Source organism: Scleromatobacter humisilvae, from assembly GCF_023231945.1.
Classification (GTDB): domain Bacteria; phylum Pseudomonadota; class Gammaproteobacteria; order Burkholderiales; family Burkholderiaceae_C; genus Scleromatobacter; species Scleromatobacter humisilvae.
In genome coordinates, this window is the sequence record NZ_JAJLJH010000004.1 from 152,481 (window position 1) to 176,362 (window position 23,882).

The following is a 23,882-nucleotide window of genomic DNA, read 5'->3' on the forward strand; positions in this document are numbered from 1 at the left end:
GTTTAAACATCCAGCGCTCAAAATGCCGCGTGCCAACTTGGTTCAAATCGACGGCTTCCTGTCAGTGGAAATCCCTCGATGACGTCGAGAGCTTGCCTAGCAGCGGCGAAAGGTCTTCGAGTCGACCCGCCACGAGACTCATGACGTCGCCCTCTCGCTGCCAAACGCCGTAGACGGCGAGCAGCCTCGAGCGCAGCACCTCAGGCCGCTGCTTCTCGCGCAGTGATTTCCAGATGATGACCTGCACGACGCCGGTCTCATCTTCGAGCGACATGAAGATGACGCCGTTGGCGGTCGCGGGCTGCTGCCTGAGCGTGACGATGCCGGCATAGCGCACCAGCCGGCCATTGGGCAGCTGCTGGAGTTCCGCGGAGGTCCGTAGACGGCGCTTGGCAAGATGCGGCCGCAGCAAGGCCATTGGGTGAGTTCTGAGCGTCAGGCCCGTCGTCGCGTAGTCGTGCACGACCTCCTCGCCTTCCGGGGCCTGCGGGAGCTCGAGAAACGCTTCATCGACCGGGGCATCCCGAAGCAACTTCGGTGGTCGGCGTAGGCCTGATGCGTCCCAGACTTGCTGGCGACGGTGCCCAGAAAGGCTGGTGAGCGCATCGGCGCCGGCCAGCAGCCGCATCTCGCGTTGCTCGAGCTCAGCACGCCGTGCCAAGTCGTCGGCGCTGTCGAACGGCGCTTCTCTGCGTGCCACCTCGATGCGTTCAGCAGCCGCGCGCGATAGGCCTGACACTTGTCTCATACCCAGCCTGACCGTAGGTTGCCTGGGCAGGTCTTCGAGTGTGCAGTCGTAGTCGCTGAACATGACATCGACTGGCCGAACGACCACGTCGTGGCGCGTCGCGTCCTGCACGAGCTGGCTGGCGGTGTAGAAGCCAAGCGGCGCCGAGTTGAGCATCGCGGCGAGGAACTCGGCGGGGTGATGGCACTTCAGCCAGCATGACGCGTAGACCAGCAACGCGAAGCTGGCGGCGTGGCTCTCCGGGAAGCCGTACTCGCTGAAACCGTGAATCTGAGCGAAGATTTGCTCGGCGAACTCCAGCGAATAGCCGCGGGTCGTCATGCCCTCGACAATCTTGGCGTAGTACCTGTCCAGCCCGCCCTTCCTTTTCCACGCCGCCATGGCGCGACGTAGACCATCTGCCTCGCCTGGCGTGAAGCCCGCTGCGACGATGGAGATTTGCATCACCTGCTCTTGGAATATTGGAACGCCCAGCGTGCGCCCCAGCACTTCCTTCAACGCATCGGACGGGTAGGTGACCTCCGCCTTGCCTTGGCGCCGCTCGAGGTAGGGATGCACTGACCCACCTTGAATGGGGCCAGGCCGAACGATGGCGACTTCGATGACCAGGTCGTAGAAGCAGCGGGGCTTCATCCGCGGCAACATCGACATCTGCGCGCGGCTCTCGATTTGGAAGACACCGACCGTGTCGGCCTTGCAAATCATGTCGTAGGTGACCGAGTCCTCGGGCGGAATGTCCTGCATCTCGAACACGTAGCCTTTGCGCTGACTCACGAACTCCAGGGTGCGACGGATGGCCGACAGCATGCCGAGCGCCAGAACGTCGACCTTGAGCAGTCCCATCGCATCCAGGTCGTCCTTGTCCCATTCGATGATGGTGCGGTCGTCCATCGCAGCGTTCTCGATGGGCACCATGCGCGAGAGCGGGCCACGCGTCAGCACGAAGCCCCCTGGATGCTGAGACATGTGGCGTGGGAAGCCCATGAGCTGGGTGGTCAGCTGCATCAGCTGCTGCACCGCCAGGTCCTCCGGGTTCAGTCCGACTTCGAGAAATCGCTCGCGCATCACCTCCCGCCCGTCCCACCAGGTGTGGTTGCTCGCGAGCGAGTCCAGAACCTCCGCGTCGAAGCCAAGTGCCTTTCCGACATCACGGATTGCGGACTTCGGCCGGTACGAGATGACGACAGCGGTCAGCGCCGCGCGGTGTCGACCGTACCGCTTGTACAGGTACTGAATGACCTCTTCGCGGCGCTGGTGCTCGAAGTCGATGTCGATGTCGGGTGGCTCGTTGCGCTCCTTCGAAATGAAGCGCTCGAACAGCACGCTCATGCGCGCGGGGTCAACCTCGGTGACCCCGATGCAGAAACACACCACCGAGTTGGCCGCGCTGCCGCGGCCCTGGCAGAGGATGTGCTGCGACTGCGCGAAACGGACGATGTCGGCCACGGTCAAGAAGTAGTGCTCGTACTTCAGGTCTCGGATGAGCTCCAGCTCGTGCTCGATTTGGAGCTGCACCTTGGCCGGCATGCCGTTGGGCCAGCGCCGTCCTGCCCCCTCGTAGGTCAGGCGTCGAAGATAGCTCGTGGGCGTCTCTCCATCAGGGACAACCTCATCGGGGTACTGATACGCGAGCTCGTCGAGCGAGAACGAACAGCGCTCCGCAACGCGCAACGTCTCCTCGAGCAAGTCATCCGGATAGGTCTGCGCCAGGCGAAGGCGCGTTCGAAGATGGCGCTCGGAGTTGCCTTGCAACTCGAAGCCACACTCGGTGAGCGGCTTGCCCGCGCGCGTCGCGGTCATCACGTCCTGCAGCGGTTTCCTAGACCGGACGTGCATGTGCACGTCGCCCGTCGCGACCAGATGTATGGCGGTGAGCTCGCTGGCTTGACGAAGCCGGTAGAGCCACATCTCGTCGTCGATGGTGCGCAGCAGCTCGACGCCGAGCCAGCATCGGCCCGTGAAGTTAGCCAGGAGCCAGCGCGAGACCGTTTCCAATTGCGCCGACGTGGATGCGCGGTCCGGCGACGCAACGACGACACAGCCGACCAGTTCTTCTGGGTCGATGTCGTCAAGGCTCAGTCGGTAGGTGCCCTTCGGTGCCGACCGGCGGAGCTTGGTGATGAACTCGCAGAGATTTCCGTAGCCGTTGAGGTCGCAGGCGATGACGACAAGCGTGAACGGGGCATCGCACTGCACCTGGAACTGGCTTCCGATGAGGAGCTTGAGCTCGTGTTCCTTGGCGGCCACGTGGGCGCGCACGACGCCAGCCATCGAGCACTCGTCGGCGATGGTCAACGCGCTGTACCCCAGCTGCTTCGCGCGCGCAACCAACTCGTCAGGGCCGCTCGCACCGCGCAAGAAGCTGAAGTTCGATAGGCAACGCAGCTCCGCGTAGTGGGGCACCGCCGGCAGTACAGCGCTCATGCGAAGCTCCCCTGCAGGTACCAGGCGACCTCGTCGTTCGCCAGGCGTTCCTGGAACACCCACAGGACGCCACAGTGGTCGCTCAGTGCGACCCAGTAGTCGCGAACGACGTTGCGCGTTCCCTCGACATCTCCCTCCTTGACGCGATGCCACCAGCCGCCTTCGACGCGATGTGGCCCTGTCAGCAGATGCAGCGGACCTTGGTACATCGGCCGGTGGCCGCGGACAGCCAAGCGTAGCGGCTCTGAGAACACGAAGGTCGGTTGAGGAATGGACGCCGAGCGTGTGCGCCTCCGCGCCATCGGCTGCGGAGCGGGTTGCCAGTGCTGCATCCATTCGAGGCGATGGTCCTCGACCAGCGCCGGCCGCAACACCCTTTCGGGCCCGAGCCTGGCGGCGATGCGTTCGAGAACAAGCGTCAGCGACTCGCCGGCGCGCACGGTATCCGGAATCAGCGATTCGCTGCGTTCCTCGAGTGCCTGGACGTCGAGGGCTTCGAGCTCCAGGTCGCCAGCCGGCGCCAGCAGCTGCACTTTCGCCAGCTGTTCGGCAAGCAGGCGGCAAAGGTGTTCGACGTCGCGCATCGGCGCTGCAGTGCGCACCACCAACTCGCCTCGGTCTGCGATGTCGCGCGAACGCATGGAGTCGTGCATCCATCGCAGCACGAACGCGGTGATGCCCGCGTGGCGCGCGGCGAGCCAGCCGCACATTTGGATGAGGAGCCGCCGAGCTCCAAACAGCATCGCCGGCGCCAGGTCAACCCGTGACATGAGCTCGAGGCGTGCCTTGAACGTCTCTGGGATCGCGACCCAGACGTGGGCCTCCGGGCGCTGGCCGTAGGCTTGGTCGAGCTCGGCGAGCAGCTCCTTGTCGAATCGCCGACTGATGCCGCCGCGCGGAAGGCGTCGGATGTCGCCGAGCGTCCTGCAACCGAGTTGCGTCAGCGTCGTGTGGTGTCGGGATACAGCGCCCAGCGTCTCCATCGGCAGCTCGTCGAGCAACTCGTCGAGCGGCTTGCGAAATCCGTTCTCGCGGCCAGCACGCGCGAGCGCGACCGCCGCAAGGCTCGTCGGTGCCCAGGCGATTGCACCGACTCCGAGCTCCTTCGACTCCTGGACGACGCGGTCGCGAAGCGCACGCCTTCCTCCGAAGAGGCGCACGCTCGCCTCCACCTCCAACGTGACGGCTTCAGCGGAGACGGCAACCCGGGGCGTGAACTGCAGCGCCCAGACGGCCAAACCGCGGAGCGCGTCATCATTGGACGGTGGCGTGTCGTCGCGAGGTGGCGAAAGAAGAAGGGCTGCCCACAACATCGGCAGTCACTCCACGGGAAACCAGGCGACTCGGCTTGCGCAGCCGCGGCGTCAGTACCGACGACAAGCCGCCTGGCACCGAGGGAAGAAGCAGTTCATCTTCGTGAACAGGGCCGCGCCGCTTGAACACGTTGACCTTCAGCTCCCAGTCGAGGCCGACGGAGGCATGCACGCGCAGCGGCGAAGCGGAAGCTTCATGACGAGCGGCGGTGGGTCGGCATAGGAAGACCAGGCCCTCGCAGGCCAATGCGGCCACTTGCAGGCGTCTCAGCTGCTCCTGCCGGGCCTGGGGTAGCCACGCGACGATTGCGCCCGCAGAATTGCTTCTGATGAGCTGCTCGGTCACCCACATGCGCTCGGATGGCGCCTCGGCGCGAATCCAGACGAGCTGGCGCTCATCGAGACCTTCGTGCCTCAGTCCTGGGAGGTGCGGGTTGCGGCCCGGTCCGACGACCACGACTTGGCCGCCGCCGGCGACGACGCTCCGCAGCGCGGGTGACAGCAGGCGCCACTCAAGCACCGACGGCTGCGTGGCGAGAACTTCGGTCACCGACCGCAGTGGCCAGCCGCCTCCAGGCAGTTCGGCATCCAACGCTTCCCAGCCGGACCCCACGACGGACGTCGCCGCTTGGCCGAGTTCGGTGGCTCGCCAGACGGCGGCCTCAACAGCCGGCGGAAGTTGCAGCAGGTGCGCAGCACCACCGGCCTGGGCGACTGAAGCCAAGGACGACGGAGACGGTTGAGCGGGCTGGGACGGAACCGAAAGTGCGTCCAGCCAGTTGAGGCTAAGCTGCATGGTCATAAGACTGTATCCACATACAGTACCACTGCAATTCGCTTACCTGACAAGGCCTGCAGGACTTTGTGCGCAGATTTCAATCGGGTAGCTCGGCAGTTGGCATGTGCCGATTCGACCCTCACTAAGGCTCAGCTCATGAGCTACCGTGGATGCTTGACCTTGGCTGCAAGTCCGTCGCATACTGTATGCACATCCAGCAACGCAACAACGTCAGGAGCGAAGCTATGGGAGTCCTCTTTCACGCGCCCGGCGCCTCGACCGAGCAAGTCGCGCGCGGCGTCAAAGCCGCTGAAGATGCATTCGCGAGCCAGAAAATCACGCCGCAGGGCGCGGCGCTTGGCGTCCACGCCAGGCTGATGCACGACCTGCGTGGCTTCGAAGGCCCAGAGCCGCCTGCACGCACATACGAGGCGGCCGAAGTTTTCGAGCTGGCGGAGGCGGCTGCCATCGAAGCTGCGGGTGTGGAGTCTGGCAAGGGCCATCTCGAAGTCACGGAATTTGGCGCCTGGGATGTGGTCATGAGAACTCACCCGTTCTTCACGTGGGTGCCGGAAGGCCCATTCATCGAGCCCAGCGACCCCGCAGCTGCTGCCAGGGCCCGGTCAGAAATGACCGGTGCGCCGCGCGTCTGGAGCTGAGTCGGCGACATGCTCGAAATTCGCGTTGCCTGGCTGTTCGGCCTCCACGAGAACGAGGCAGGAGAGCCGCTGGGCGGCGGCGCATGGTTTCCGGATACTCCGGAAAATCGACACGACCTCACCATCGTCGTAGAGGAAGGTAACGCAGTCGCCGGGCCGGGCTCGCATTGGCTTGAAGAACGTCAAGCCTGAGGTCGACGCCGCGCTGCGTGCAGCATTGGTGCCAGGCACTAGCCACTCGAGGGGCCGCCACAAATTGTGCAGCAGGCTGCTGCACAATTTCGCCATATGAAATTGTGCAACGCCGTCTGCACAATTTCGTTATGTGAAATCTTGCTCCTGTAGTTCATCACGTATAGGCGCGTCCGCGCCGCCGCCAGCATCAGACCCAGAGACCGTATCTGGTCGCGAAGGCGTCGATTACATCGGCCTGCCACCGCGGCGACTCCGCGTTGACTTCAGCCTGGTCGAGATGTGCTCCGAACGCGGCGCGCAGTAGCGCAGCGAATGGGCTCGGCGGGTCGAGCCAGTCGTTGAAGTCGCAAGACTCGCATTCGAAATCCGGATGAGTCCTGTGATGCCCCTCCATCGCAGCGTCGAGGATGTCGCGAGTCGCAGAGTGCGGTTGCAGCCTCGCGAGCTCGAGCGCGCGGGCGACGATGGGGTGTCCTGAAGGTCCGGGCATAGGATGACCACTCGATGGGGGAGCCGGAGTCCGGCAACGGCTGTTCCCAGACGACGCTGGCCAACTCGCGTCGCCTTGAGCCCCGCGGGCCGCCAGTTGACGCCGGGCGGCTTCGAGGCGTTCGCCCATCCTGCGATGCAACTCCTCGGGGGTGATGCCTGAGCCGTCTCTGATGCCTTCCTCGATGGCTTTGTGAGACCGCGCGAGGAACTCGTCCTGCGCGCGCTCGGCATCGGTTCGCGTGTGCGTTTGAGCGTCGGTTCCCTTTTGCTTCATCGTTCGCTCCATTCGCTCGCGAGTGACTGCGCCAGGCGCACGACGTCTCGGAGCCTGCCATCGACGATGGCTTGTGCAACCGTGAGTCCACCAATGCTGCCATGGTTCCGACTCCAGAATATGAACTGCGATATGGCGTCGACGCCGCGCAGGGCTGCGGAGACTTGGCTGACATCGTCTGCTGACACCACAGCCATGGGGGCCGGATACCAGTGGAGGCCGCGGAATTTCAGGCTGACCAGGTCGTCGCGGTCACGGGCTTGCTCGAGTCGTTGACTGGAACAGTTCCAAGCCTCGGACAACTGCGCGCCTCCGATGAGGAGACCATCCCGAACCCAGGAATCCTTCACATCTTCAGAGTCCGCTGTCTGCTGTTGGACAGCGGCTCTCGCTGACTCGTCGGTAATCCCCAGTCGTGCACGCATGGCGCTTAACTCGATGGTCGCCCGGTTTCCGATATGCGCCGCGCGGAGGGCCAAGACGTCCGCAAGTGCGTGATGCTGCATGAGTCCGCGCTCCCGGGCGATGTACTGAAACGCAGCAACCTGCGCGCGCTGGCCAACTGGCGATTCGATGACGCCGGCGATGGTGCGGCTCGTGATGACGGCACGCAGCGTCTGGAGAGCGTTCGCATGGCGCAGCGCTCCTTCAAGCAGCTCGAAGTCGAGCCGACAGTCTGAGAGGACTTCAACCCCGCCGTGGGCCATGGCCAGGTCGCGCAGCCAAGCGCCGGCGCGTCGCCCGAGCTCGAGGTGGCTGCAGGCGGCGCCGGGCACAAGTCCCCACTGGCTCAGCACGGGCCCGTGCAGAACGAAGTCGCTCACGACGCGCATGCGGTCGCGAGTGTCGGCAAGCTCGAGCGAGAGCTCGCAGTAGAACTCGTCACCAGACGCGGAGACCATGCCAACGCTCAGCAGGTTCGGCTCGTCGAGGTCGGTGAATTCGGTGTCGAGGTACACCTTCACGTCATTCCTTCACCGCTCGAAATCGGTTGCCAACGAAACGACCCACAGTGCGTCGTCCATCCGCGTCAACGCGAACGACGCGCGTTATGTCCGCGATGTCGATTGAATACGAGTAAACACCGCGCCGCAGCCCCCGGAAGACGACAGCTTTGGAGATGCCAGGACGGTTCAAGGCGGCAGCAAATTTAGGGATGAGAGTCGATGCTCTCTCGCTCTCGGCCGCTGGGGAGAACTTGTCGAGCACGGAAATCCTCACCAGCTCGAATCCAGGAACGCGGCAGACCACCTCGCCGCGCGAACGCTTCTTCAACATCATCATTCCTCCAGCCCGCCTCTGGCGAAGACGCAGTCTTCGTGTCCGTATTCACCTTCGATGTCAGGCATTTTGTGTATCCTTTAGGCGGCAGCGAAGCGCGCGAGGGCGCGAGGCGTCGGAGATGAGCCGCGGGGCTGGAGCCGACGTCAGTGATGGCGTGAAAGACTAAGCCGGGTTCGACTCCCGTCGCTGCGGCCACTACCACCATGAACGTCGACTCCGTTGAATCGTATCGCCAGCCAGGCGAGAGCCTCAACCAAACGCGCGCGCGCCTGCGCGCCGTAGTCGACCAGGCCGACGCCGATGCGCTCGAGTCAGTGTTGAGTGGCATCCCCGGCGGCGCCGAGTTCATGGACAGGGCCGCCGTGAACTGGACGACGGCTCGTGCAATCGGCCTAAACAGGCAGCGACACTTGGACATGTACATGAACGACGACATTCGTCAACTCCTCGTCGACTACCTAAGCCGTCTCGAGTGGGCGTCTATTCGTAGAGCGTCATGAGTACCCGCCGGCGGCCAGTCGTTCCAGGAAGTCAATGAGGCGCTTCCTACCCTCTTCGCTCGCGATGAGCTCCTGGGCGGAGTAGTTGCCGAGCCCAATCGCCGGCCTGGTCCACCACGCGCGCACCGCAGCACGACTTCCGAAAACTTCGACGGCCCTCGCCAGGATGACAGGGCCGTCTTCGGTCTTCCGGAGCCGCGCTGCGAACGCGAGGTCATCAGCATGGTCGACGACTGTCCGCAGTCGCTCGCGAGCCTGCGCAAGGCTCTCGCCTTCTAGGCGATATGCGTTGATGGATTCAGCTCGAGACATCCACGCAGGCTAGCGCGCACGCCGCCGTCTGTCCAACGCCGAGCTCGAAGATAGCACCCTGATATCGTCTCAATGACGCCTCGCGACAACGCGATGGTGCATGCGATATTCGATACGCGAGCGAAATCCGATTGGGGGTGACATCGGCCGGCGGCTCGCGCAAGATGTTCGGTTGTGTGTCACGTGACGCCCGGCCCAACCCATGCGCATCCTTGTCCTCTCCGACCTCCATCTCGAGCTCGGCAACGCCTTCGGCGTTCCCGATGACGTCGAGTACGACCTCGTTGTTCTCGCCGGCGACATCCACTCGCCTGGTCACAAGGCTGTGGGCTGGGCACAGCATCCAAGCACGTTCGGCGGCAAGCCTGTGGTCTACGTTCCGGGCAACCACGAGTTCTACCATCGCGAGCTGCGCTTGGAGCTGTCGCAGATGCGCGATGCAGCCGGTGACAGCAACGTGCATTTGCTCGCACCTGGTAGCGTTGTTGTCGATGGTGTTCGCTTTGTCGGATGCACGTTGTGGACCGATTTCCAGCTCCCAGTGGGAGGCCCCGAGGTCGACGAACTCGAGACCAAGGCGCGGGCAATGTCAGCGGCGAAGCGCTCGATGAACGACTATCATCTGATTCGAATTCAAGAGTCCGGCGGATTTCGCCGACATGCACGCCCTCTCGAGCCGGCGGACACGCTAGCGATTCATCATGTTGAGCGAGCGTGGTTGCTCGAGCATTTGCAGGCGCCATTCGGAGGCCCGACTGTCGTCGTGACACACACCGGTCCCAGCGGCGGTTCGGTGGCGCCCAAATACGCAGCTGATTGGTGTACGCCGGCGTTCGTGTCGAACCTGCCGGATGAATTCTTCGTGGTGCCTGCAGTCTGGGTGCATGGACACACGCACACTCGCTTCGACTACCAACGCGGCGCCTGCCGCGTCGTCAGTGAACCTCGCGGATACCGGATGAAGGATGGTTCGTGGGAGAACCCGCAGTTCGACGGGCGACTCGTAGTCGATGTGCCCGTCAACGCGCTGGCCGAACTCGCCAACGCGACCTTTGACTCCCCAGTGGAGGCGGCCGCCTGGTTGCGCCGGCCGCACCCGATGCTTGATGGCAAGACGCCCCTTGAGTACGCGACATCTAGCAGTGGGACTCGGCGCGTCACCGACATCCTCGTAGCCATCAGGAACGGCGGTGTCCTATGAGAGTATTTCTCGACACCGAATTCACCAGTCTTGAGCGTCCGCAGCTTCTGTCTATCGGGATGGTGTCTGACGTCGGGCTGGAGTGCTACATCGAACTCGACCTCGAGAGTGCGACTGGTCAGAAACAGATTGCGGTCGCAACGCCTTTCGTATTGGTAAGTGTCCTGGGGCAGTGGAGCCGCGCGCGCATCGAGAGGAACGTCACCGAGCACCTGGGGTTCGCGGCCGCCATGTGGTTAGAGCGAATGGCGGAGCACTTCGACGCAGACATCGAACTCGTTTACGCCGACAAGGTCGACGCGGACCTGCTCGAGGAATCGCTGAAGTCTGCGGGCCCGCGATGGTCGCGCATCGCGCCCCGGCTCCAGTGGTTCATCGTCTCGTACCTGCACGGCGAACAGGTAGTCAGCGACGCCATGAACGCCTCATGGGCATCATCGCTTGAACAGCAGGGAATCGGCCGGCATCACGCGCTCGCGGACGCACGTGCGCTGCGCGCTGGCTTCGAATCGATGCATGGGCCGAGTCCGTCAGAAGTCGCCGCGGTTTCTCGGGAGCGCTGCGGCTCGAGCGACGAACGGAACGACTGAGGGGAACATGAAGGGCGTCCTCATCTTCCTCGACTGCGAATTCACGCAGTTCATCCATTGCGAGCTCTTGTCCCTTGGGATGGTGACGCTCGTCGATGATGCGCGCGAGCTGTACGTCGAACTCGACATGGGCTCGGACATCGGCAAGGCGCGCCGCGCGAGTTCGAGCGACTTCGTCCGCTACGAGGGCGTCCTCGACCAGTGGGGCATCGTGCCTGGCGCGACGGCGACGGAGTGGGAAATGGGACGCCGCGCCGGCGAGTGGCTTCTCGCGCTCGCAGCTGAGGCCGGGACTCGTGTCGAGGTGGCCTACGACTACGGGATGGACTGGGAGCTCCTCGAATACGCCGTTCGGGACGCGGGACTCTGGGACCGAGTCCGGGAGGTCGTGTGGCCAGTCGACGTCGGCGCGCTGACGGGGACGATTCACGGCGAGCTCGCGGCTGAAGATGCGTACCGAGCGCTAAAACAACGAGGCCTCGGCCGGCACCACGCCCTCGCGGACGCGTATGCGCTGCGCGCCGCGTACGTCGCAACAAAGGACGCCACGTTGCGACTGGCCAGGTTCAGCGCGACCGCCGATTTTTTACGCCTGGTCGCAGCGGCGGAAACCGGCGCTGAGCGGCGTCGGAAGAAAGAACCCGAGAAGTTCGGGTCGTCTTGGAGCGCGGCGAGTTGGACACGGCAGTGGCTCATCGACCAGTTGCCTGCATTGCGCGGCGAGCGCCCTCTCGATATTTTCGAAGGCCCATCGGGCGCAGACCATCTTGAGGACGCGCTGCGAGCGTTGGCGCGCGGGGTCTATCTGTGATGGCGTCAAGGTTCGGCAACATTGCTGATGCGGCGCCACCGAGGGTGACGGGGGTACCAGTGCTGTACCTCGATTTCGACGGCGTCTTGCACCCGGAGGATGTCTATCGACGCCGCGGCTCCTCGCCGTACGTCAAACATCCTCCGGGCCACGTCCTCTTCGAGCACGCAGAGCTCTTGACCGAAATCTTGAAACCCTATCCGGAACTCACCATCGTTCTGTCGACATCCTGGGTAAGGGTCTTCAGCTTTTCGCGTGCATCCAAGGCTCTTCCCCCCGCTCTGCAGCAACGCTGTATTGGCGCGACTTGGCATCGCGAGATGGACCGATACCTCTTCGAAGCCACTCCGCGAGGCCATCAAGTGCTCGATGACGTCGAGCGCCGACGCCCGATTGCCTGGCTTGCGATTGATGACGATGCGACAGGGTGGGGGTCAGCGCTAGACAGGCATGTCGTCGTCACGGACCCAGTCCTCGGCATCAGCGAACCGACGGTGCTGCGAAGACTCAACGATGCTTTGGAGCGCTTCTCATGAGGCCACACAACGTCATCTTTCTCGACATCGATGGGGTTTTGCACAGAGCCCCGCGACCCGGCGACCTCACCATCGCAACAGCCGGTCTCTCTGAGCTATTCGAAGAGCGTCCCGACCTGGGTGGCTGGTCTCGGCATCTGACCGATGCCCTACACGGACACGCATGCGGAATCATCGTGCACAGCAGCTGGCGGGCATATATGTCGGAGAGCGCACTGCGTTCGTTCCTTCCGGCGTCGATTCGCCACCGATTCCTTGGCGTGACACCGCCCGGGCACGAGCGAGAGCCGTCGATTCTCTCTGCGGCGCGTGCGATGAAGCTGCTTGATGAGGAACTCTTGGTCATCGATGACGAGCTCGAGCAGTTTCACGAGCTCCGGCACCGACTTGTCGTCTGCGACCCGGAGATGGGATTGACAACGCCTGGCGTCGCGGCGGATATCGCCACGTGGCTAGCACGCGATAGCTCGGGTGCCCACGGATGAAGCGGACGAGCAATTGTGCAGACGGCGTCTGCACAAATACTGCAGGCTGGGGCGGAAGTGCGTGGCGAGTGTTCTGGCAGGCCGCGTCTGCAACATTGATGGAGGGGTCGCGATGAAGAAACTCGAGTGGCAGCCGGTCGTTCTTGCGAACGCGTTGGACGTGGAGCACGGTGACACGCACGCGCAGCTGGCCATCGACAGGCCGCGACGCGAGGTCATCTTGAAGATGGACGTGTACGACATCCAGGCCGTCTGGGACTTCGTACGAGGACCGCTATTGTCTGAGTTCGACGACCGAGTCTTCGACGTCCGTGACTACGGCGGCGTGCATGCCCTCGCGAACCACACCCTGGCAATCCAGCTCGCTGGGACGCTTTTTCCGGTGCCGTTCTACGCTCACGACAACGGTTCGGTTTCGTCGATGCTCGGGAACCCACGTGTCGAGCGACAACGACGATGCGACGAGTCGAGGCTCGGAGTGATGCAGGCACTAAAGGGCGGCGGATATCGCGCTGCCCTGCTTGCCGAATACACGGATGAAGGTTGGCCGGCGTTGCACGTGCTAGTCGACTATAAGCTTCCCCGACTTTCCTTCGTCTTTGAGCTTGGCGACCTGGCCCAAACGGGGGCGTACTTCGATGTTCCTGTCGATGTCGAGGCGGTAACCGGAGGCCTCTTCAAGCTAGAACACGCTGTGCAGCTTCTCTCCCAGGGATATAGCGCTCTCTCGGAAGACGGAACTCGGCTTGAGTCATCTGATGGCTCGCCCGATGAAGTTGCACGTTGGCTTGGGTCCGAGAGAGGTCGCCTCGAATGAACGAAGGGCCCATCCTCTTCTGCGGCGACCCGCACGGCGGTGTGCGCGGGAGCTTGCAGTACATCATCGAAGCCGCGCGCGACACGCAAGCCTCGGCCGTCATCCTGCTCGGCGACATCGAGCCGGCGCGGCCGCTGCACGAGGAGCTCGGGCCCATCCTGGACCGTGTCTGGTGGATTCCGGGCAATCACGACTCGGACTCCGATGACGTCTGGCGCCGCGTCGCGACTCCGGAGATGGCGGCGCGCAATCTCCACGGCCGCGTCGTGACTCTGCCGGACTCTGGACTTCGCATCGCCGGACTCGGCGGGGTCTTCCGTGAGTCCGTGTGGCATCCGAGTCCGGCATCAGCTCGCGGCGGTGTGCCAGCTTTCCGGACTCGAGCCGCACACGCGAAGGCGACTCCGCGGCAGGACCGATGGGAAGGTGGTCACCATCGAAAACACTGCGGCAGCATCTACCCCGACGAGGTCGACCACCTGGCCGAGCTGCGCGCTGACGTCCTCGTGACGCACGAGGCACCGGGATATCACCCGAATGGCTTTGACATCTTGGACGTGCTCGCGCAGTCGCTCGGCGTCAAGGTCGCAGTCCATGGGCACCAGCATGACCGCCTGGACTCGTCGACCAAGTGGGAGGCACAGGGGTTCAAGAGCTTTGGTGTCGGACTCCGGGGCATCACTGCCATCAGTGTCGACGGCGTAGACACCGTAGTTCGGCCTGGTGAACTCGATGAAGCGCGCGAAGACCGAGGACTGGCGTCATGACGGCAGCAGCTGCAAGCGGAGGGGTCGCCGGCGCCGTGGCCCGCGGCGAGGCTGCGAAGGTCGAGTGGGTGCGCACCGGTGAGCTGGTTCGCGCCAAACAGGTCGCGAGCGCTTGGGGCTTGACGCCTCGGGCGCTCGGGCACGCCGAGCGCCGTGGCGAGGTGTTCTCGGTGACCGTCAAGCGCTTGCGTTTCTACCCGCGCGAGTTCCTCCAGCTGAGTCGGGAAGACGTGGCCGCTGTCACTCGGGAGCTTGCGGGGCTCACACCGGTGGAGCAGTTCATTTGCTGGAAGCGAAAGCACGGCGCGCTCAAGGGCAAGACCGTCCCGGAAGTTCTCGCAGAGCAGGGAGTGAACAAGGTAGTCGAATTCGCTCGGGCCCTGACAGCGCAGATGCGCGCCGCGGTCGTCGCGAGACCGCCACCAGTAGGGAAGCCGTCCAGGAAGAACCATCCCGCAGAGAGGACGAGCTGATGTCGAACAACATCCGCGAAGGCGGGGTGTATCTCAAGCATTGGGCTCCGCCAATAGGCCAACCGGTCGTTGGACGATTGTTCCTAAGCCGCGGTTCAGGGTCGCGTCCGCGCAAGCCAGTCCTCGATGGCGCGCTGCACGGAGACGTCGGAGAGCCCGCTCATGGGGTCACAGTGCAGCACCTCGATGCCGGGCTGGGCCTGCAGCTCGATGTCGTCGTCGATAGCCAGCAGCACCGCATCCGGCGCATTCGACCGCTTCCACTCCGCGATGGCGGCGCCACGCTCGCCTGGCGGAGCGACGCCGGCGAAGCGCTCCTCGAGCGGATGCAGCATGTCCTGCAGTTCGGCGGGTGTGTACGTTTCGCGCCAGCTTGAGTGCACGAGCAACTCGACGTCGGGGTGGGCAACCAGTAGCGGCACAAGGTGGTCGAGCCAGGCGAGCGCGGCGACCTCCTGCCGCGGCACCCGTTTCGGGTCTGGATGGAGAACGCCATCAACGTCCAAGCTCAAGAATCGTCGGCGTGTCATCGCGCTATTGTGAAGAATTCGGGGAGCTCTTGCCGATTCCACGAGGGAGCTCGAGTCGCTGTTGGTCACTCCGCCTGGAGCGCGCCCGATTGGGGCGGCCGATTTCGACGAAAGCCCCCCGAATTCCTCACATGAGCGCGCGCAGCAGTGGTTCGAGGTGCTCGGGAACAAGTCCAACGCCTTCGTCGCACAAGACAACCCGGCCCTCGAGCACGCCGCCGGCGCCGGCCAGCGAGCCTCCGGAGTGCACGTCATCGAGCACAACAAACGATTCGCCGGCGCCGTGCGCGAGCAGCCAGGCGGTGATTTCGTCCAAGCGGGCCGCCGCGGGCATCGACGGAGTGCACCAGCGGTCTCGCACGTCAAGTGCCGCGGCGACGATGTCGAGGCCTCCGCAGTTCATGATATGAGCGAACTCGGCGCGGCTGAAGCGAAGCCTCCAGGCCGATGTGACGACGTATCGCACCTTGCCCTGCAGCTGCTCGTGCAAGCAACGCAGAGCGGCAACGGCAGGCGCGTGGAAGAGGAGTTCGAAGACGTCGACCGGCAACGGGTGGTTGCCGTACATGGCGGCGGCTGCATCTTGGACACCGACCACCCGAGAGAGGCAAAGGACGTCGTCGATGTCCAGGAAAACGATTGGGGTACCTGGAGGTGCTTCGAACTCGACGACCTCCCGCCCGGCGCGGAACCGAGTTCGGTCAAGCTCAGCTACCGAAGCCTCGAACCACGCGAGGTCGCCTGGAGTCAGCGGGTCAGTCGGGAATTCGGGTTCCGTTGCCATCGCGGAGCTTGATGGTGACCGAGCCACGCGCTGCGAATTCAGCTACAAGCTTGCGGCCGTTGGCCGCGGATTCGGCAGCAGCCTTGTTCCCGCGGCCTTGCTTCAGCGTCCGCATGAACGCCTTTGCGTCCTCGCCGGTGATGACCGTTCGGCCGAATGGTGTGCTGTGAATAGGCATCGACGGAGTCTAGCCCCGTCGCCGCGGTAGAATTCATTTGCGGTCGAAAGCTTGGCACCAAGGTACCCGGACTCGTCGACCGTCTACGCGGAATAGACCGCGTCGAAAGCGAGAGCAAAGCGGCGTAACCAGCTCTCCGCCCCCGCTTGCGAGAGCGGACCCCGTGACGGGGTTCAAAGTGCACGCCGCGACTTTTCAGAAGGGGCCATCGGGCCCCTTCGCCATTCGTCACAGAACTCGAGTGGCGAGTTCCGCCTTCAGCACATCCCAGCTGACCGCGCGCTGGACATCGGCATCGAACGTGGCGGGCCGAGGCTCGAGCTCGGAAGCTTGCGATGGAGGCAGTGCGCCTGTCGAAGAGTCCTTTGAAGGCTCACCGAACTCGCCGTCATGGAGCCGCTTCCGCGCTTGAGCATCCGTCCCATCAGGAAGCAACGCTGGTCTCGGACGCGAAGGCCCAAGGTTGACGCGGCCAGGCAGTGGTGCGCCAGGCGGGAGCTCGTCGAGAAGACACGGGTTCTCTTGCTCTGTCATCCGACCTCCGCACTCAATCAGTCACGCACTAGGCTTGTGGCACGTTCCGCTTCAGCTCGTCAAGCGTCTTGCCACCCTTGGTTCGCCACAGAGTCCAACCATTGGTGCTCGCACCGGTGACCATGTCGGAGGCCCCGCTCGGTGTCTTGAACAGCACCGCCTTTTGAAAGACCACGAAGCTGCCTTCGATGGCCAGCGTGCCGTCCTCGATGAGCGCCTGGCGGCGCTTGTCTGACCCAGCCTTCACTCTGCTGGGCGTCATCTCGAGGCGACCCTTCGAACCCTTAAGGACGACGAAGCCTTCCTCGGTGTACTCGCCTGTGGCGTCCGTGCCGGCGTAGGCGCAGAAGAACAGTTCGTTGTTCTGCGCGGCGACGTCTTTGGGCTTTGCAAGCGGCTCGAAGATTGGCTGGCCCAGAGTGGCCAGAAGCATGCGCATCGTGTCGAAGATGTCGTGGCAGTCGGCCTCGAGAGGCTTGGGCGTGAAGGGTTCGCTGCCGCTGTTCCCGTTTTCGACGCTGTATCGCCCGACCTCGTTGGCCAGCTTGATGCTGAGCCACTCAAGGAACAGTGCATGAGTCTGGGTCAGGCTGTTGGTCAGCGAGATGACGACAAGCGCCCGATTCCAAAACTCTTTCGTTTTGTTGTGCTGCGAAAGCCTTTTTCCCAGCTCGCCCGTCTGTCCGATGTACACCGACGAAGTTTGGCTCGCTTCGTTGTCGCCGATGAGGAAATAGACCCCGACACGCTGCGCCTCGTCCATTGCGTAGAACTCCGCCAGGAGCGCACGTGGCACTTCGATGACCTGGACGATGTTCGTCGTCAGCGCTGCCACGCGGAGACCACGCGGGTCTCCGGACGGGAGGTAGATTTGGATGGTGCGGGGCCGCATGCTCATCCGGTGATGCTACCGCTTGTCTACGCTCGCACCACGAGCATTTCATCCCATCGGGTCGTGTACCGTGGCGACCGGCGCTCCTGCTTCGTTGCCCAGACACGAATCTCGTCCCTACTGCTCGCGGCCGCGGTGCTTCCGAGTCTCACCGAATCGCGACCGAAGCGATGGTTCAATGCGTCCATAGCAGTCATCAGCTTCGCTCGTGCCGCCTCCGTGTGCGCAGCGGCTTCTTGCTCGATACTTGAGAACAGGTCGAGCTCACCTTGCTCTTGGCCAACGGGGCGAAGGTCGGTCAGCACTGCGCCCGCCTTCGCATAGTTGAAGCCATGTCGGAAATGCGCGCGCACCGCGGCCGCTGCCGCACTCACCAGCACCGCCGAATCCGCTGTAGGGCGCACGAGCGGTACCGTCACGTTGACGCTGTGCTGGCGGTCGTTCTGACGAAACGGACTCGTCGTGAAAAAGATGCCGACCGCGCCGGCGAGGCTGCCCTGGCCACGCAGCCGCTCCGCCGCGCGTGAGACGAACTCGCTGCAAGCCTCGATGATGCCCTCGACGTTGGTGATGGCGGTGCCGAACGAGCGCGAGACCAGAATCTGCTGGCGCGGCGCCGGTGCGTCGTCCACTTCCATGCACGAGGTGCCACGGAGTTCGAGCAGCGTCTTCTCGAGCGTGACCGAGAACTGGGCGCGCAGCTGCGCGGAATCGGCGCGCATCAGGTCGAGCACGGTGTGAATTCCTCCGGCTTTCAGCTTCTCGGTGATTTTCTTGCCAACTCCCCAGACGTTGCCTACCTCGGTGGCTGCGAACAGTGCGTCGAGCTCCTGCGGCTGAAGGCGTCCGAAGTCGCAGACCTGCGCCAGGTGTGCCGGGTACAGACCCGGCTTGCGGTCGGCGGTCTTTCCGATGTGGTTCGCGAGTTTGGCCAGAGTCTTCGTCGCTCCGAAGCCGACGCTCGTCGGAAGTCCCGTCTCCTGCAGGATGGCCGCACGCATTGCCTTGCCGGTGGCCATTAGGTCGTCGCACACGCCGGTGAAATCGAGGAAGGACTCGTCGACGCTGTAGACCTCCTGGCGGGGCGCGTAGCGCGCCTCGACGTCCATCATGCGTGCGCTCATGTCGCCGTACAGCTCGTGATTCGCTGACACCGCAATGAGCCCTGCGCTGCGTTCGAGGTGCTTGACCTGGAACCAGGGCTGGGCCATCTTGACGCCGATTTCCTTCGCCTCATTGCTGCGTGCAATGCAAGCGCCGTCGTTCGAACTGAGCACGACGACAGGCTTGCCGACCAGGCGTGGCGCGAAGACGCGCTCACACGAGACGTAGAAATTATTTCCGTCAATCAGTCCGTACACGCGGCACCTTCAGAACGACAGCGACTTGATGACCGTCGTCACGACACCCCAGACCTCAAGCTGCGCTGCCGGACCGATGTCGACTGGGGAGGTCGCATCGTCGGTCGCGACGAGACGGACCTGACCAGGCCCGCGGCCTGGCTTTTCTCCAGCGACCTCGAGCCGGCGACACAGCAGCTCTCCGTCAACGACGGCGATGACGACGGCGCCGTGACTCGCAGTGATGGCACGGTCGACAAGGAGTACGTCACCGTCTGAGATGCCGGCGCCGTGCATGGCTTCGCCAGCAGCGCGCATCACGAACGTGGCGTCGGGGTGCTTGATGAGCGCGTCGTTGAGGTCGATGCGCTTGACGGTAGAGTCGGTGCCGGGCGAGCCGAAGGCATTCGAGGTTCTTCGTGGCGACGTCGGCCCGGCGTTGTCACGCCCAACCCGCGCACCGTTCTCGAAATCGCCATCGCTGTTCATTCATCCAGTGTAGGCCAAGCCGTGCGTGAGGCAAACGGATGGCAATCGCGGTCAGCCCTCAAGGCGTGTTGCGTGAGCGAGCACGAGTCGACAAAGCTCGATGAACTCTGTCACGCTCATGTCGTGCTTTGCGTCGTTGGTGCGCCACGCACATATCTTGAAACTCGCCTCAGTTGCGCCCGCATCTACGTGGTCAACGGTCGGGAGAAGTGCGAATCGCGCTTTGTATTCATGACGCCCAGCGGTCGATGCGTCGTTGTCCCAGGTGCTGATGAGGTGCCAGTCCAACGCCTCGCCGGTGTAAGCGTCCACCCCGTCGGAGAGCACCACGGCTGCATGTATGGCCTCCTTGTAAAGGGGGCGCGTCGATGTCTCGCCTGAGTGACCACGGCCTCGGTCCCGTTTGGCATGCGCAATCGCTTTGCGATTGAGCCACCGCTCGTATGCCTCTGGCGCGACGACGCCCTCAAGGAAGGACGGCATTGTGTGCTTACGGGGCATCGCTCGGCTTCAGCTTTCCACGTCGAACATGTTTCTGCCGGTCTTGAGCCAGCCCGCAAACTCGTCGCGCCCGAGCCGGTCGCCGTCGTGCCACGCCTTTAGCTCATTGGGGTACGGCCTCGATTCAGGCTCTGCGCCGTCGCCAGTAGCGAACGCGATGCATTGACCAGCCGGTAGCCGAACTACGGCGATGCCGTCGACATCGAGAAAATCTGAGCCCTCTGGGATATCCGCAAATCGCATCTCGGTCTCGCCTCCACTCGTCAACCAGCAGCATAGCGCCTGAGCATGTCGACCGACACCGCCGCAGGTCCCGTTCGACGCCGCCCGATTTCGGTTGTAGACTTCGGGTTCGCGCTTGTCGGCGCGTGCTGCCCACCATGGCCCACCTGGTTCGCCGGGACGACAACCTTCCTTTCTTTCGCGTGAATCCCCCATCGTTGGCGGAATTCGGCAGTGGGCACCGGATGTTTCCGCTTCAACCTTGGAGCACGCATGTCCCACGTCCCCACCACGTCGACCGCGGTTGAGAAGCTCAAGCGCCTCGCCAAGACGCGTCGAAAATCCAGCGGCCACACCCTTGCGGTCGAACTCGACGCCGTTGCTGTCGATGCCGGCTACACCAGTTGGAAGCACGTCACCGTTTGCCAGAGCGTCACGCAGGTTCTGTCGCCACCGCGGCGGTTCTTGCCGCCCATCCTGGACGACTATTTGAAGGCGGCGCTGCCCAAGCCTGCCGACGTCGCAGACGCCCGCCGCTTGTTCGAGCACGGGCTCATCATCGCGATGGACGTCAAGGACGCTGACGGTGCCGCGCTGGCGGGCAGTCAGTTCGAGGAATGCGAGGTTGTTTGGCCACTCGCGTCACGCGACATCTGGGCCTCCCTCGTGTTTGACGTCGAAGACGAGCCCGACAAGCCTCTCGTGGACCTCTTGGACGACGATGAACTGCTCGAACACGCCCGCGATGACCTGGCGAACTATCGGTTCTTCCGGTATTTGGGACAGCAAGTTCCGGATTCGCCCAATGAAATCTTGAGACTGACACGCGAGAAGTTCTTTTTCCCACCGCGCTTCGCTTGGGTCGACGGACATCAGGTCGGCGACGGTGAACTACTCATCGCGCAGCTTACGACACCAGCCGTACCGTGGGCGCAACTCGACCTGCCTCTTGCCACGCTGCCGAAGCGCTTCGTGAAAGCCGGGGACGAAACGCACGCCGCGGTGACGGAAATGATGCGTTGGGCGAAGCAACTCGAGTACATCGGCTCGAAGGCCCCGGTTGAAGAGCGCCGAGAACTGCTGAGTCTCATCGGCGGCACGTGCCCGTACGTCTTCACGCGCCCGGAAGGTGGACGGCACTATCACCTATGCCACCCCGGTTACGCTCCGGTTAGAGGCGTTGCATTGACGTACGAGGAGCTCGTTGCGAGCGGCATCGTTGCTTGGCATCACGCACATGGCAACCACGATGGGCAGAAGCACTTCAGCGTCGTCTGCCAGAACGTCACCGAGGCGACAGATTCGACGGTGCTTAGGCAAGCTGCGCGCATGCTGGCCAACCTGGCCGTCTTCGTCGACGATTGGCGCGAACAGAAGGCTTTGCAGGCGACGTAGGCGGCGTTCCCCAGGGACTCCGCGTTCGGAATGGCTAGAAATCAGCCAATCCGCGCGGGGCGTCGTCTTCAGGATGGACGCAGACTTCAGCATGGCTAGCAATGAATCCAATCTGTCGACGGCAGGCGTCACCACCGTTCCGAAGCGTCTACGAGACAGGCTGTCGCTAAGCAACGGCGGCCGCCTTCGTTGGCAACTGCTCGAGGACGATACGCTTCAGGCGATTCTCGTGCACCGATACCCAAACACCGCGACATGGAACGAATGCCGTGAGATGTCTGGGCGGGACACATCCAGCAACCGCTAGTCAGGTTGGTGCCGTGCTCGTGAATCGCGGGAGGTCGAATTCACATGGTAGCCTTGCAACCGGCTGGCGCATGCGCCTGCCGCCTGCTTTCCTCCCTGGCAGGCCCTGCTGCTGACAGCTGCGGGTTGCGCCCTGGCCGCGTGGCCAGGGTTTTCTTTGGCATTCCCGTCCACTCCATCTTTCCGCCCTTGCATTTTTCCGGCGAAGTCGGAGCTTCCTCATGAATGATTCCAACCCGCTTGTAGGTCGCCTGTCGATTTTCAAGACGGAGCCAGGTCTCTACGACTACGAGATGACTTGCGAGGGCCAAGACTTGTTGGTTGGCGGCGGTTTCAACTCTATCGTCGCCGCGATTGAGGCCGGCGCAGACATCACAGGGCCGGTGACGGCCCTCGAGGTCGCTTACCGCGGCATCGTTGCCGGAACGTACCCCTTGCGTCGTCTGGCTGTGGATGCGGAGGCAATCGCTCGGCATGCGGTAGAGACCTACGCAGCCGTGATGTCGTAGGCGGTGCTGTTCACCTAGAGCACTGACCATCGGGCTCGCTCTGGCTTCGCGTCTTGTAGATGCGCCGACCGCTCTGCAAGCAACGCTCTATTTCAAGGCAGCGAGCCGCTCTTCGACTTCGCGCTTACCGATGCCGCGCAGAGCGGCAATGGCCGCCAGGCTGCTCGCATGAGGCTTTGACTTGCCGGCTTCCCATGCATAGACACTCTGGCCACTCGCACCGACAAGGAGCCCAAAATCTGCGGCCGACAGGCCGAGGCGCTTGCGATTGCTGGCCATGCCTGCGGCACGAAAGCGAAGGCCACCCTGTGTTTGCGACTCGGCATCCACTGGCTTCTCAGATGTTCGCCTTGAAATCGACTTCGTCGTGCGCTTCACCTCGCCCTCGAGTTCGCTCACGCGTTTGCGAAGCACAGCGATTTCAGCGCGGTGTGCGGCCAAGGCCTTCTTCAGGCCGGTGACCTCCGATTTGAGCTCCTTGCGAGCGAGGCGAGTGATTTCAGCTTTTAAGACGGAGACGATGTCGGGCATATGGGCGTCAGATTTTGTTGAGAGGCTATGGGCGCTGGATGGAACCGGTTGTCGTGGTCATAGTATGACCGCGGATGAGTTTGGATTGCTGTAACCTGGCGCCCGCACCAACCGCCCACCTACTTTCTTAATGGCCAGGCTGACATCAGCGGGTCGGCATTGGTCGAGACGTTCAGTCCTGGGCTTGCGACTCTCCTTCCCCAGCTTGCTGTACTTCATTCTCGCTAGGTGCGGCGTCCAAGCATGTCAGTCGGCGCCTCTAAACTCGTGCTGCCTATGAAACTCCAGATACGCCCGATGCTCCGTCCTGAGTGGGCTGACACACCACTGCGCCTGCACCGATAGGCGTGTCCGCGAATCATTGTTTAACGCCCCAGCAATGAGGACACGTCCGTCGTCGGCAAACGATATCCAGCCTCCGTCGAAGAGCGCATCAACATGTGGAGCGAGAAGAAGCCCGTTGAATACGTCGAGCCGCTCGTCGTCGCTGTCACAAGCGGCCCACGGCTTGATGTGGGACGCGCGCAGCAGCTCTGAAACCTCAAGGCCCGTCACAGAGCATCTGCCTTGCCAGTAGTCAAGCAACGCAGCGCGGAAGAGGTTCTGACCGACACGCTGCACCACGACTCTTTCTGCCTCGGTGGTTTTCGGAAGGCCTGCCGTCCCACGGCGAAATGCATCCGCTACTCGATTCGGCAGCGTGCGCGCATGTGCAGCAGCTTGGCGCAGTACGTCGTACAGCGCGCCCCATCCATGCACCGTGACAGCGCCTGCTCCATCAACGCCATCCAGCAACGCAGCGGTGGTCGTCGAAATATCGAAGGAATCCTCATCGCGCAGGCAGACGAGCAGCGACTCTGGAAACCGAGCCGAGCGCAATTTCAGGCCACCATCATGGTCGACCGGCGTCATCTCGAAGCCGCAATCAGCTGCCGCCTTCTCGATACGGAGTCGCTGCAACGGGCTCACGATTCACCACCCGTCATCCAGCTCGGACAATCGGGAATTCGGT

The 23,882-nt window shown here is 63.2% G+C and carries 30 protein-coding genes; 13 read left to right on the forward strand and 17 right to left on the reverse strand.

Annotated elements, in window-relative coordinates:
* Nucleotides 1-61: 61 nt before the first annotated feature.
* Genes LPC04_RS16520 through imuA form a run of 3 tightly spaced genes read right to left on the reverse strand, consistent with a single transcriptional unit; the run spans nucleotide 62 to nucleotide 5,287 of the window.
* Nucleotides 62-3,172 (reverse strand): error-prone DNA polymerase, encoded by a 3,111-nt coding sequence (locus LPC04_RS16520; RefSeq protein WP_275683356.1) that lies wholly within the window; start codon nucleotides 3,170-3,172, stop codon nucleotides 62-64.
* The gene (locus LPC04_RS16525) at nucleotides 3,169-4,485 is read right to left on the reverse strand and encodes a Y-family DNA polymerase (protein ID WP_275683357.1); all 1,317 of its coding nucleotides are present in this window, start codon (nucleotides 4,483-4,485) and stop codon (nucleotides 3,169-3,171) included. The genes LPC04_RS16520 and LPC04_RS16525 overlap by 4 nt, the downstream gene beginning before the upstream one ends.
* Nucleotides 4,427-5,287: a translesion DNA synthesis-associated protein ImuA gene (imuA, locus tag LPC04_RS16530; RefSeq protein WP_275683358.1), complete on the reverse strand. Its 861-nt coding sequence runs from the start codon at nucleotides 5,285-5,287 to the stop codon at nucleotides 4,427-4,429. The genes LPC04_RS16525 and imuA overlap by 59 nt, the downstream gene beginning before the upstream one ends.
* A gap of 182 nt (nucleotides 5,288-5,469) precedes the next feature.
* On the opposite strand from imuA, the gene LPC04_RS16535 reads away from it, so the two are divergent.
* Together LPC04_RS16535 and LPC04_RS16540 are read left to right on the forward strand one after the other, a co-directional pair.
* A complete protein-coding gene (locus LPC04_RS16535; protein WP_275683359.1) occupies nucleotides 5,470-5,922 on the forward strand; it encodes a hypothetical protein in 453 nt (150 codons plus the stop codon).
* A 9-nt stretch (nucleotides 5,923-5,931) separates the two neighbouring features.
* Entirely contained in the window at nucleotides 5,932-6,114 is a 183-nt protein-coding gene (locus LPC04_RS16540) for a hypothetical protein (RefSeq protein ID WP_275683360.1), read from the forward strand.
* A 190-nt stretch (nucleotides 6,115-6,304) separates the two neighbouring features.
* On the opposite strand, the gene LPC04_RS16545 is transcribed toward LPC04_RS16540, so the two are convergent.
* The 3 genes from LPC04_RS16545 to LPC04_RS16555 are packed head-to-tail and all read right to left on the reverse strand — an operon-like array spanning nucleotide 6,305 to nucleotide 8,161.
* Nucleotides 6,305-6,883 (reverse strand): hypothetical protein, encoded by a 579-nt coding sequence (locus LPC04_RS16545; RefSeq protein WP_275683361.1) that lies wholly within the window; start codon nucleotides 6,881-6,883, stop codon nucleotides 6,305-6,307.
* The gene (locus LPC04_RS16550) at nucleotides 6,880-7,848 is read right to left on the reverse strand and encodes a hypothetical protein (protein WP_275683362.1); all 969 of its coding nucleotides are present in this window, start codon (nucleotides 7,846-7,848) and stop codon (nucleotides 6,880-6,882) included. Before LPC04_RS16550 ends, LPC04_RS16545 begins: the two co-directional genes overlap by 4 nt.
* 1 nt (nucleotide 7,849) lies before the next feature.
* Entirely contained in the window at nucleotides 7,850-8,161 is a 312-nt protein-coding gene (locus LPC04_RS16555) for a hypothetical protein (protein ID WP_275683363.1), read from the reverse strand.
* A gap of 209 nt (nucleotides 8,162-8,370) precedes the next feature.
* Between LPC04_RS16555 and LPC04_RS16560 the strand changes: the two genes are divergently transcribed.
* Complete coding sequence (locus tag LPC04_RS16560) at nucleotides 8,371-8,667, forward strand: hypothetical protein (protein ID WP_275683364.1); 297 nt, start codon at nucleotides 8,371-8,373, stop codon at nucleotides 8,665-8,667.
* On the opposite strand, the gene LPC04_RS29090 is transcribed toward LPC04_RS16560, so the two are convergent.
* Nucleotides 8,662-8,979 (reverse strand): antitoxin Xre/MbcA/ParS toxin-binding domain-containing protein, encoded by a 318-nt coding sequence (locus tag LPC04_RS29090; protein WP_420854734.1) that lies wholly within the window; start codon nucleotides 8,977-8,979, stop codon nucleotides 8,662-8,664. The two genes, LPC04_RS16560 and LPC04_RS29090, sit on opposite strands and share 6 nt — an antisense overlap.
* A gap of 202 nt (nucleotides 8,980-9,181) precedes the next feature.
* Between LPC04_RS29090 and LPC04_RS16565 the strand changes: the two genes are divergently transcribed.
* From LPC04_RS16565 to LPC04_RS16600, 8 genes are all read left to right on the forward strand, one after another.
* Nucleotides 9,182-10,180 (forward strand): antitoxin Xre/MbcA/ParS toxin-binding domain-containing protein, encoded by a 999-nt coding sequence (locus LPC04_RS16565; RefSeq protein WP_275683365.1) that lies wholly within the window; start codon nucleotides 9,182-9,184, stop codon nucleotides 10,178-10,180.
* A complete protein-coding gene (locus LPC04_RS16570; protein WP_275683366.1) occupies nucleotides 10,177-10,770 on the forward strand; it encodes a hypothetical protein in 594 nt (197 codons plus the stop codon). Before LPC04_RS16565 ends, LPC04_RS16570 begins: the two co-directional genes overlap by 4 nt.
* A 7-nt stretch (nucleotides 10,771-10,777) precedes the next feature.
* Complete coding sequence (locus tag LPC04_RS16575; protein ID WP_275683367.1) at nucleotides 10,778-11,581, forward strand: antitoxin Xre/MbcA/ParS toxin-binding domain-containing protein; 804 nt, start codon at nucleotides 10,778-10,780, stop codon at nucleotides 11,579-11,581.
* A 59-nt stretch (nucleotides 11,582-11,640) separates the two neighbouring features.
* Nucleotides 11,641-12,117 carry an HAD domain-containing protein gene (locus tag LPC04_RS16580; protein ID WP_275683368.1) on the forward strand — a complete coding sequence of 159 codons (477 nt, stop codon included), beginning with the start codon at nucleotides 11,641-11,643 and terminating at the stop codon, nucleotides 12,115-12,117.
* On the forward strand, nucleotides 12,114-12,602 hold the full coding sequence (locus LPC04_RS16585) for an HAD domain-containing protein (protein ID WP_275683369.1): 489 nt from the start codon (nucleotides 12,114-12,116) through the stop codon (nucleotides 12,600-12,602). The genes LPC04_RS16580 and LPC04_RS16585 overlap by 4 nt, the downstream gene beginning before the upstream one ends.
* Nucleotides 12,603-12,714: 112 nt before the next feature.
* Nucleotides 12,715-13,419: a hypothetical protein gene (locus tag LPC04_RS16590; protein ID WP_275683370.1), complete on the forward strand. Its 705-nt coding sequence runs from the start codon at nucleotides 12,715-12,717 to the stop codon at nucleotides 13,417-13,419.
* Nucleotides 13,416-14,186: a metallophosphoesterase family protein gene (locus LPC04_RS16595; protein ID WP_275683371.1), complete on the forward strand. Its 771-nt coding sequence runs from the start codon at nucleotides 13,416-13,418 to the stop codon at nucleotides 14,184-14,186. The genes LPC04_RS16590 and LPC04_RS16595 overlap by 4 nt, the downstream gene beginning before the upstream one ends.
* Nucleotides 14,183-14,659 carry a hypothetical protein gene (locus LPC04_RS16600; RefSeq protein ID WP_275683372.1) on the forward strand — a complete coding sequence of 159 codons (477 nt, stop codon included), beginning with the start codon at nucleotides 14,183-14,185 and terminating at the stop codon, nucleotides 14,657-14,659. The genes LPC04_RS16595 and LPC04_RS16600 overlap by 4 nt, the downstream gene beginning before the upstream one ends.
* Nucleotides 14,660-14,754: 95 nt before the next feature.
* Here the strand turns inward: LPC04_RS16600 and LPC04_RS16605 are convergent, their stop codons facing one another.
* The 8 genes from LPC04_RS16605 to LPC04_RS16640 form a co-directional block, all read right to left on the reverse strand.
* The gene (locus LPC04_RS16605; RefSeq protein ID WP_275683373.1) at nucleotides 14,755-15,165 is read right to left on the reverse strand and encodes an HAD domain-containing protein; all 411 of its coding nucleotides are present in this window, start codon (nucleotides 15,163-15,165) and stop codon (nucleotides 14,755-14,757) included.
* Nucleotides 15,166-15,316: 151 nt separating this feature from the next.
* Nucleotides 15,317-15,973 carry an HAD domain-containing protein gene (locus LPC04_RS16610; RefSeq protein ID WP_275683374.1) on the reverse strand — a complete coding sequence of 219 codons (657 nt, stop codon included), beginning with the start codon at nucleotides 15,971-15,973 and terminating at the stop codon, nucleotides 15,317-15,319.
* Nucleotides 15,945-16,151, reverse strand: coding sequence for a hypothetical protein (locus LPC04_RS16615; RefSeq protein WP_275683375.1), 207 nt, complete (start codon nucleotides 16,149-16,151; stop codon nucleotides 15,945-15,947). The genes LPC04_RS16610 and LPC04_RS16615 overlap by 29 nt, the downstream gene beginning before the upstream one ends.
* A 562-nt stretch (nucleotides 16,152-16,713) precedes the next feature.
* Nucleotides 16,714-17,520: a GIY-YIG nuclease family protein gene (locus LPC04_RS16620; RefSeq protein WP_275683376.1), complete on the reverse strand. Its 807-nt coding sequence runs from the start codon at nucleotides 17,518-17,520 to the stop codon at nucleotides 16,714-16,716.
* A gap of 83 nt (nucleotides 17,521-17,603) precedes the next feature.
* Nucleotides 17,604-18,938 carry a Y-family DNA polymerase gene (locus tag LPC04_RS16625; protein ID WP_275683377.1) on the reverse strand — a complete coding sequence of 445 codons (1,335 nt, stop codon included), beginning with the start codon at nucleotides 18,936-18,938 and terminating at the stop codon, nucleotides 17,604-17,606.
* Nucleotides 18,939-18,947: 9 nt separating this feature from the next.
* Nucleotides 18,948-19,406 (reverse strand): translesion error-prone DNA polymerase V autoproteolytic subunit, encoded by a 459-nt coding sequence (gene umuD, locus LPC04_RS16630; RefSeq protein ID WP_275683378.1) that lies wholly within the window; start codon nucleotides 19,404-19,406, stop codon nucleotides 18,948-18,950.
* Nucleotides 19,407-19,457: 51 nt separating this feature from the next.
* Entirely contained in the window at nucleotides 19,458-19,889 is a 432-nt protein-coding gene (locus tag LPC04_RS16635) for a hypothetical protein (RefSeq protein WP_275683379.1), read from the reverse strand.
* 27 nt (nucleotides 19,890-19,916) lie between these two features.
* A complete protein-coding gene (locus LPC04_RS16640) occupies nucleotides 19,917-20,150 on the reverse strand; it encodes a hypothetical protein (protein WP_275683380.1) in 234 nt (77 codons plus the stop codon).
* Nucleotides 20,151-20,402: 252 nt separating this feature from the next.
* On the opposite strand from LPC04_RS16640, the gene LPC04_RS16645 reads away from it, so the two are divergent.
* A complete protein-coding gene (locus tag LPC04_RS16645; protein ID WP_275683381.1) occupies nucleotides 20,403-21,524 on the forward strand; it encodes a hypothetical protein in 1,122 nt (373 codons plus the stop codon).
* A 527-nt stretch (nucleotides 21,525-22,051) separates the two neighbouring features.
* Nucleotides 22,052-22,339, forward strand: a complete 288-nt coding sequence (locus LPC04_RS16650; protein WP_275683382.1) for a hypothetical protein — start codon at nucleotides 22,052-22,054, stop codon at nucleotides 22,337-22,339.
* Between the two features lie 87 nt (nucleotides 22,340-22,426).
* Here LPC04_RS16650 and LPC04_RS16655 read toward each other — a convergent pair whose 3' ends face one another.
* Both LPC04_RS16655 and LPC04_RS16660 read right to left on the reverse strand, forming a co-directional pair.
* Nucleotides 22,427-22,870 carry a helix-turn-helix domain-containing protein gene (locus LPC04_RS16655; RefSeq protein WP_275683383.1) on the reverse strand — a complete coding sequence of 148 codons (444 nt, stop codon included), beginning with the start codon at nucleotides 22,868-22,870 and terminating at the stop codon, nucleotides 22,427-22,429.
* 246 nt (nucleotides 22,871-23,116) lie between these two features.
* Nucleotides 23,117-23,839 carry an HNH endonuclease gene (locus tag LPC04_RS16660; RefSeq protein ID WP_275683384.1) on the reverse strand — a complete coding sequence of 241 codons (723 nt, stop codon included), beginning with the start codon at nucleotides 23,837-23,839 and terminating at the stop codon, nucleotides 23,117-23,119.
* Nucleotides 23,840-23,882: the final 43 nt, after the last annotated feature.